Annotated in this window: 7 protein-coding genes and 3 pseudogenes; 5 read left to right on the forward strand and 5 right to left on the reverse strand. The window is 66.5% G+C overall.

The window, feature by feature from the left end; all coding sequences use genetic code 11:
• Nucleotides 1-87 precede the first annotated feature (87 nt).
• Entirely contained in the window at nucleotides 88-1,500 is a 1,413-nt protein-coding gene (locus AC07BF_RS37255; protein ID WP_478334561.1) for an IS1380 family transposase, read from the reverse strand.
• 180 nt (nucleotides 1,501-1,680) lie between these two features.
• Here AC07BF_RS37255 and AC07BF_RS37260 point away from each other — a divergent pair, with 180 nt between their 5' ends.
• Nucleotides 1,681-2,124, forward strand: coding sequence for a hypothetical protein (locus AC07BF_RS37260; RefSeq protein WP_478334562.1), 444 nt, complete (start codon nucleotides 1,681-1,683; stop codon nucleotides 2,122-2,124).
• Nucleotides 2,125-2,167: 43 nt separating this feature from the next.
• A pseudogene (locus AC07BF_RS37265) lies at nucleotides 2,168-2,251 on the forward strand (IS5/IS1182 family transposase); the annotation flags it as partial.
• Here the strand turns inward: AC07BF_RS37265 and AC07BF_RS37270 are convergent.
• Nucleotides 2,247-2,696, reverse strand: coding sequence for a HEAT repeat domain-containing protein (locus AC07BF_RS37270; RefSeq protein ID WP_478334563.1), 450 nt, complete (start codon nucleotides 2,694-2,696; stop codon nucleotides 2,247-2,249). The pseudogene AC07BF_RS37265 and the gene AC07BF_RS37270 overlap by 5 nt on opposite strands.
• Nucleotides 2,693-3,942 (reverse strand): annotated as a pseudogene (locus AC07BF_RS37275) (IS256 family transposase). Before AC07BF_RS37275 ends, AC07BF_RS37270 begins: the two are co-directional and overlap by 4 nt.
• 109 nt (nucleotides 3,943-4,051) lie before the next feature.
• On the opposite strand from AC07BF_RS37275, the gene AC07BF_RS37280 reads away from it, so the two are divergent.
• Nucleotides 4,052-4,552, forward strand: coding sequence for a hypothetical protein (locus AC07BF_RS37280; protein WP_478334564.1), 501 nt, complete (start codon nucleotides 4,052-4,054; stop codon nucleotides 4,550-4,552).
• Nucleotides 4,553-4,709: 157 nt separating this feature from the next.
• The gene (locus tag AC07BF_RS37285) at nucleotides 4,710-5,861 is read left to right on the forward strand and encodes an ISAs1 family transposase (protein ID WP_478334565.1); all 1,152 of its coding nucleotides are present in this window, start codon (nucleotides 4,710-4,712) and stop codon (nucleotides 5,859-5,861) included.
• Between the two features lie 705 nt (nucleotides 5,862-6,566).
• Here AC07BF_RS37285 and AC07BF_RS37290 read toward each other — a convergent pair.
• Nucleotides 6,567-6,764 carry a hypothetical protein gene (locus AC07BF_RS37290; RefSeq protein WP_400985784.1) on the reverse strand — a complete coding sequence of 66 codons (198 nt, stop codon included), beginning with the start codon at nucleotides 6,762-6,764 and terminating at the stop codon, nucleotides 6,567-6,569.
• Between the two features lie 12 nt (nucleotides 6,765-6,776).
• Nucleotides 6,777-7,454: a hypothetical protein gene (locus AC07BF_RS37295; RefSeq protein ID WP_478334566.1), complete on the reverse strand. Its 678-nt coding sequence runs from the start codon at nucleotides 7,452-7,454 to the stop codon at nucleotides 6,777-6,779.
• A gap of 253 nt (nucleotides 7,455-7,707) precedes the next feature.
• Between AC07BF_RS37295 and AC07BF_RS37300 the strand changes: the two are divergent.
• A pseudogene (locus tag AC07BF_RS37300) lies at nucleotides 7,708-7,801 on the forward strand (helix-turn-helix domain-containing protein); the annotation flags it as partial.

Below are 7,801 nucleotides of genomic sequence, written 5' to 3' on the forward strand. Positions count from 1 at the left end.
CTCTCCCCGATGGAGTTCGAACAACAGCAACGCACGACGGCTAAACTCTCACTCGCGGCGTAAACCCCTGTGTCCACAATCCGGGGGTCACCTCAAGGTGGCCGGTCGGGGTAGTGCCACCAGGCGGCTGAACGCCGCAGTCAGTTCGTGACGCCAGGGCCAGGTGGCGGCGATCCGTAGGCGTAGGCGGCGGGCTCCGGGCGTGATCCGGGCGGCAGCGTGCAGAAGGCGGTAGCGGAGCTTCTTGGGCTCAGCGGTGGCCAGCTCGCCGTCCAGCAGCAGGGTTCGCGTCCAGGCCAGCAGGTCGATCGCGGTCAGGGAGAGTTCCAGCCAGGCCTGGTTGATGGCGAAGTGGCGGGAGGGGAAGCGGCCGAAGCCGGTGGTCTTGCCGCGGCGGATGTGGTCCTCGACCCGGGCGTGAGCCCGGTGGCGGACCTCCAGGTACTGGATCGAACCGCCGCCGGCGAGGGGCGTATCGGTGAGGAAGACCTGGTGGCGCATGCCTTCGTCCTGGTCGAACAGCGACAACTGGGCGCCCGGATGGGGACGCTCGCGGCGGACGATGGTGCGGGTGCCGTCCGGGTATCCGGTGAGGTCGACCAGGCCGGACAGCTCAGCGACCTCGGCGCCGGCACGAAGGGCCCCGTCCTGCTCCAGTGCGGGATGCCAGACCTGGCCGGGCAGGACTCTGATGGCCTTGCGGACCTGTTCGGTGACGGCGTGCCCGACGGAGAAGGTGGTCTGGATCCCGCGTTGTCGCAGGGCGCGTAGGTGGGCGAGGAAGGCTTTCGCGCTGCCCGCGCTGTCGGCGCGGATGAGGACCGGGGTGCCGTGTCGGTGGGCGTCGGGAATCTGCGAGAGGGCCTGGTCGAGGACGGTGATGTGGTCGGCTGCGGTGTTCGCCCCGGCGTTGCCCGGCCGCAGGACGCCCGCGAGGGCCTCACCGGTGTTGTCCAGGAAGCAGAGCATCGGGTGGTAGCCGAAGCCGCGTTTGTAGGTGGCGGCGGACTGTTCCTTCTCGGAGTGGCAGGTGACCAGGGTGGCGTCGATATCCAGGACCAGGCCCGGTAGTTCACGCCCTCCGGCATGTGATGGGGGTATGGGGTGGCCGGTCTCGTCCGCTTGCAGCCAGGCGACCTCTCGGGTCCTGGCCCTGGCTGCCCGCAGTGCGTTCAGGGCGGCGGCGTCGATACCGGCCAGCACTCGCCAGGCGGTCGGGGTGGAGGCGACGGGGCCGAACACGTCGCGCTGGTCGCGCAGCACGGCCAGATCGGCGATCGCCTCGCCTCCGTCGGCGAGCATCACCGCCAGGTCCACCGCGACGCGGCCGGGATCATGCCCGGTCCCGCGCGGCCGCAACCGGTGCAGGGCATCGCTGAAGGCGCTGGTCAGCGAGGTGGCGTCGGCCAGATCCGCGAGCAGACGCGAGCCGGCGTGATTGACCACCCCCTGCCCGTCGGCGCTGACGACGAGCTTGGGCCGTGACCGGGTAGTGTGCACGCAGAAAGTGCCTTCCTGCTGGAACGACTGGGACCTTAGACAAGCCTCATCGTTGCAGCTCAGAAGGCACTTTCGCTTTTCCGATCATGATCCGGACGCGACCCCGGATGAAACGCGCAGGCTAAGGGCTGTCCCGTATAAGCGGGTGAGCCGGGGCGAGGAGGACGGTACGGTGCCCGGATGGAGCCCTCGAACCCCGTATGTCCAGCTCACGGACCTGACATCGATCCCGCGTCGCTGATCGGTCGTCGGCTGGTGCGGCTTGTGGCGTCCTGGCACGTATATGAGGGACGAGAATCTGACACCCCGGTCGATCTGTGGCTCATCGATGACCAGGGGGTGTCCACCCACATCATGAGCGGAACGGACTGGTGCCTTGTGGTTGAGGCGTCCGAGCCGTACGAGGGCTACGACATGGGCGACTGGGGCAGGATCGACGTGCGACCCGTTGACGAGGAGACCCCGCTGGCGAGCCGCGTTGGGGAAGTCGTGCTCGGAGTCCGAGAGGAGTGGGAGCCGCTGACTGGGCGGATGGGCCTTGAGTTGGACTTCGCATCAGGAAGCGTCCGTTGCGAGAGCTGGTCTGGTGACCTCCGCATTCGAGCCATAGGCTCGATGCCATGATCCCGTTATGGCTGGTGTGATCACGGCGTCGGAGCCGTCCTGAATAGCCCCGTTGACCGGGCTGAGCCCGCAGGACTTCCGCAAGCTGATGACGGTGCTACGCCGCGAGGGCGGAGCAATAGTCAAGAGTTGTGGGTGAGGCCCTTCTGCTCGACAGCGGTGAGCTCGGCTGCTGCGAGCCGAGCCTCCTCGCGAACCTCTGGGTCGGGGTGATGGAGGAAGGGCTCGATTAGCGGCCGGGCCTGCGGGTCGTGGGTGGCCCCGAGGATGTAGAGCGTGTGGATGAGGAGTTGGCGTTCCATCGTCGGCATGGCTGCGGTCAGTGGTTCGACGAGGGCCAGAGGCAGGCGGTAGTGGTCGAACGCCTCGCTGGTCGAGTTCAGGGCGGACTCGCGCACCTTGGTCACCGGTTCGTTGACGGCCACGCTGACCAGACGTCCGACGACCAGGCGAGCGGAGTCCGCGTCGAGTGCGGTGCCGCGCAGGAGGTCCCCGAGGACGTCGGCGGCGACGTCCCGACGATCCGGATCGCGGTCGGTCAGAGCTTCGAGTGCCTCGAACATGTCGTTCATGCTGCCACCTCGGGCCGCTCGACCAGGACGCCGTTTTCGAAGCGGGCGCCGGCGCGGACCAGCGGCACCAGGTGGGCGCCGGTGATCGCGCGCCATCGCGCCTGGGCGGACCGACGAGCTTGAACACCATCGCCAGGGCAGCGGCCGGGCTGCCGGCGCCTCGTGTGACCTTGGTGCGGAGTTTGACCGTGGAGAAGGTCGACTCGATGGGGTTCGTGGTCCGCAGGTGGATCCAGTGCTCGGCCGGGAAGTCGTAGAAGGCGAGCAGCTCGTCCCGATCGTCGGTGATCTTCGCGACCGCCTTGGGGAACTTGGCGCCGTAGGCGCGTATGAAGGCCTCGATCGCCCGCTCGGCATGGCCACGGTCCTCGGCGTTGTAGATCTCCTGCATCGCCTTCGTCGCGCCAGGCTGTGCGGACTTGGGCAGGCAGTTCGTGACGTTACGGCTTTTGTGAACCCAGCACCTTTGGTGCCGTGCGGCCGGGAACACCTCGGCGAGCGCACGCCACAGGCCCATGGCGCCGTCCCCAACCACCAGCTCGGGGTCACGCATCCCGCGGCAGCGGCAGTCACGCAACAGGTCGGCCCACGACTCGGTCGATTCTCGCAGGCCCTCGGCGAGAGCGATGAGCTCCTTGGTGCCGTCCAGGCGGACGCCGAGCAGGACCAGGACGCACGAGTGGGCCTGGCCGAGGCGGACCTTGGGGTGCACACCGTCGGCCCACACGTAGACGTAGTCCCGGTCGGACAGGTCCCGGGTCTGGAAGGCAGCGTGGTCGTCGCTCCACTGCTTGGTCAGCCGGGTCACGGTGGCCGGCGACAGGCCGGGGGTGCCACCGAGGAACTGCTCCAGAGCGGGCACGAAGTCCCCGGACGACAGGCCGTGCAGGTAGAGCAGGGGCAGCACCTCGGAGATCTTCGGCGACTTGCGGCACCACAGCGCCAGGATCTTCGAGGAGAACCGCTTGCGCTCTCCAGTCGTCTCGTCCACGCGCCGGTCGTTGATCCGCGGGGCCCTGACCTCGACCGGCCCGGCCGCGGTGACCACCGACCGCGGCCGGTGGTGGCCGTTGCGGACCACCAGGCGCCGCCCACACTCGTCCTTCTCCGCCGCCAACTCGGCTATGTACTGGTTGACTTCTGCTTCCAGCGCGGCAGCGAGCATGCGCCGGGCGCCCTCGCGGACGATCTCGTCGATCAGGGAGCCGGACTCCGTCGAACCATCGGCATTCACTACGCTGAGCACGGGCGTGCCTTCCCGACCTGCGCTGCAACGCGGGCCTACTCGGTGACCATCACAGGATCATTCGGGAAGGTATGCCCTCCGCGTCCCGCCCGGGGTTGATCCACAGGTCTTGAGCATTGCTCCCGACATGCCACCACGTCGCCCAACCCTCGTCAGGCGGCTTGGTTGGCTCAGCGACACCGCCTATGACGCTGACGACGAGTGCGTCGCCATCGGCGAACGCCACTTCGGCGAGCGGTTCCTCGACGAGTATGGGGAGATGCGCGCGTTTCGGGATCTGCGCCCGGCGCTCTTCTCCGCTGTTCATCCTCTCCTCGACCACGATCACGCCGACGTACGCGACGCGGCCCTGCTCACCGCCATCCCCCTCGCAGAGCGCCCCCTCCTCGCTTCGCACCGGGGCGTGCTGGTCGACCACGCCCACCGTCTGCTGGCCACCAGCACTGACCGCTACAACCGAGACCGCGCCCTGGACGCACTGAAGGCATGGGGACACGACACTGGCGATCTGGAGAACGCGGATGACATCGCGGCCCGCGAACGCCACGCCTGTCTCGTGGCCGAACGAGCTTCCTGGACAGGCGGCTACACCGAAGATCCGCCGTTCTGACTCGGGGACGTGCAGTGCCTTCAGACCGGCCACTGATCACCGCGCGTCATCACACGGCACAAACTGAGCTAGAACCGGGTCGACCCGCCACGAACACATCAAAGCTCCGGTTGAACGGGGTGACCTTCCCAAGTCGCCCTGAACCACCGGAGCTTCGATGTGCCGCCAGTCTGCCACCGTCTGCCTGATCAAGTCGCCCGCTCTGAACAGTGTGGCGGGATTGTCGCTGGTGGAGCGGTTCCGGTTGCTGCCCGATCCGCGTCTGCGTCGAGGGGGGCGTCACCCGTTCGTGGCGGTGCTGCTGGTCGCCGCCTCGGCGGTGGTCGCCGGCGCGCGCTCGTACGCGGCCATCGGCCAGTGGTCCGCGAACGCTCCGCAGCACACCCTGGTCCGGCTGGGGGCCCGGGTCGTGGGCGCGCTGGGCGTGCGCGTCGCACCGAGCGCCGCCACGATCCGGCGAATCATCGGCCTCGTTTGTCCCGGCGGATTGGCCGACCTTACTGGCGCCGATCCGGCCGGCTCGGACTCGATCGCCGTGGACGGCAAGGCCGCCCGCGGCTCCCGGCACGGCACCTCGCCCGCCGCTCACCTGCTGGCCGCGATGACCGGCGACGGCCGGACCGTCACCCAGCTGCGAGTGTCCGACAAGACCAACGAGATCACCTGCTTCGTTGCGCTGCTGGAGCCCTACGACCTGACCGGGGTCACGGTCACGGCCGATGCCTTGCACACCCAGCGCGGCCACGTGCGCTTCCTGGTCGAGGAGAAGAAGGCCCACTACGTGCTGGTGGTCAAGGGCAACCAGCCCGAACTACATCGCAGGCTGCGGACGTTGCCGTGGAAGGAGGTCACCGCGCACCGCTACGACCGCGAGACCGGCCACGGCCGCAAGGAGACCCGCGTAACCAGAGCCCTCACCGTCACCGACCTGGGCCTGGACTTCCCCCACGCCGTCCAGGCCGCACGCATCCTGCGCTACCGCACCGGCCTCAAGACCGGCACCGTCAGCCGCCAGACCATCTACGCGATCACCGACCTGACCTCGCAACAGGCCTCGCCTCAAAGGCTCGGCCAGCTCGCCAGATCGCAGTGGATCATCAAGAACCGGCTGCACTTCGTCCGCGACACCACCTTCGCCGAGGACGCCTCGAAAATCCGCACCTGCCACGGCCCCGAGAACATGGCAACCCCCCGCAACCTGGCGATCAACACGCTGCGGCAGCACGGGCATCACAACATTGCCGCGGGCCTCCGACACGCCTCCTACGAGCCCTTCACCCGCCCGCTCGACCTCCTCAGCATCGCCTGACCAGGCACACTCACAAGATCACCGGACTTTGCAACGGCCCTGGGGATCGCCCTGAGGCCCAACGGCGCCGGGGATGGCGTGACCACCAGGCAGAACCGTGGCCCGCCTACTGGGTTGTCAACTTAGCGTTCCAGTAGGACTTTTAGGTGCACCAGTCTGCATCAGCCGGGACCCTCTGCGCGAGTCGCTTTCACCGACGCCGGGACCTTGGCGACCGCGGCGGCGACGATCCCGCCGACCATGTGCCGTTCGGGAACTCATCGCTGCTGCCCGGAGTGGATCTGGCGCGCCGTCACGCCTCCTTGTTGCCGTAGCCCTGTCGCACGAGCCGGAAGTATTCCTCCCGCTCCGCACGGAGCTTCCGGGGCCCCTGTGGCTTCCGCTCCCCGCGGATCTTGAAGCCCATCTCATCCCCCGGGCTGGGGTGTTGCGACAACCGTTAGAACCCAAGCACTGGTTAGAACACGCATTGTCGGATCGTGACCGTAAGGACCGGGCTCGGGGAGAGAAGTGGTGAGGACCGTGGGCTTCCCTACGGTGCTCGCCGCCACCGAAGTGGCGAGCACCGGACTGCAGGCGCCCGGCTGGGTGCCAGCCGGGCGCCTGCGTAAATTATTGCGGCCTGGTCAAACCAACTGCGTATTGTAACGGGTTCCAGAAACCGCGTCGTTCGAGCGGATTTTTAAATCCATGCTCACGTGTGGACTAGTGTCCGCCACTAAACGGAAGATCCGGCAAGGTTTGCAGGAGGGCCCGCACATCATCCATCGACGCGCCTACGCGCGTCTCGAAGTCCCGTTCATCGCCAGTCTCAAGCGCTTCACTCATGAGCGAAACGACGAGAAAGAATTCTTCCCGCGCCATCGTGACCATGATCTCCGCTCCACAGTCTTCCACCTCCATTAAATTTTTCTCCTATTCAGACTTGAAGTTCTTGAGGAAATATCCGTAACCCTCCTTGGGTGCGAATACGGTACCACCGTCTCGGGCATTGGGGTTACAGATTACAATCACACCATTTCGCCAGTACGCACTCCTTCCGCCGGCGCCGATTCTCCGTTCACCGTTGAGAATTACTTCCTCGATCATCTCGGCGAACTGCTCGCGCGTTCGGATGCCTGGAAACTCCCCCTGGGTTATGACGTGCTTATCGAATGCGTGCCCATTAGCCCCTGCAAGCTCCTCTGCGGCGAGTTTGGCCTGCAGGCGTCGCCCGTCAGCAACGTTGTCCTCTACTCTCCTGAATCGCCGCGCATCCTGGGCTATCTCCACAATGGATTTGGACTTCTTGGCGATTTGCGCGAACTTGCCGCCAGGGAAGAATCCGATGGCGGTTTCCGCACAGGCGCTGACGCTCTTCTGCTTGATGCATTCCTCTGCGGTGTCAACGCCCAGAATGGCCTTGACGATCCTGACGGATTCCTGCGCATAGGGATCGATGACCCTACCGACCTCGGCCATGTCGTCCAGCGGGGCGTATCCGAAGACGCCCTTCTTCCTCGGCGAGCACACGGAGAGGTTCGGCATCTTGGTGCAGCCGATGATTCGCTTTCTCCGCTCCTCATCCATCCGCTCCTGTCGCTCCTCCTCCATCACGGCATAGCGGATCTGCAGTTCGAGTTCCTTCTTGAACTCCTCCTCGACCTTCTTGGCCTCGGCCTGGATCCCCTCTTCCTCAGCCTTCAGCTCGGCATCGCGCTCCTGGCGCCCCTTCTCTGCGGCGATTCCCCACGCTTCGTCCGCGGCCTGGTTGGCCTGAGTGGCGTCCTTACTGCCCTCGGCGCTTCAAGGTGATTGGCCTGTTTGTGTAGCTGACTGGCAGTCATTTGCGCGCTATGCCCTTGGTATGCGCTATGCGGATGGGGGCGGGCTGACGGCGAAGGCACGTCAGTGTCGAGAGGCGGTGCGGCTGGAGGCCGCCGCGTTGTTCGACGAAGGTG

Source organism: Kitasatospora sp. NPDC043950 (genome assembly GCF_056435345.1).

What these genes read in the sequence shown, in the direction of transcription:
- AC07BF_RS37260 (WP_478334562.1), top strand. Translation starts at nt 1,681, where the DNA reads ATGGAGCCCTCGAACCCCGTATGTCCAGCTCACGGACCTGACATCGAT.
- AC07BF_RS37270 (WP_478334563.1), bottom strand. Translation starts at nt 2,696, where the DNA reads ATGAACGACATGTTCGAGGCACTCGAAGCTCTGACCGACCGCGATCCG.
- AC07BF_RS37285 (WP_478334565.1), top strand. Translation starts at nt 4,710, where the DNA reads ATGTGCCGCCAGTCTGCCACCGTCTGCCTGATCAAGTCGCCCGCTCTG.
- AC07BF_RS37290 (WP_400985784.1), bottom strand. Translation starts at nt 6,764, where the DNA reads ATGGAGGTGGAAGACTGTGGAGCGGAGATCATGGTCACGATGGCGCGG.
- AC07BF_RS37295 (WP_478334566.1), bottom strand. Translation starts at nt 7,454, where the DNA reads ATGGAGGAGGAGCGACAGGAGCGGATGGATGAGGAGCGGAGAAAGCGA.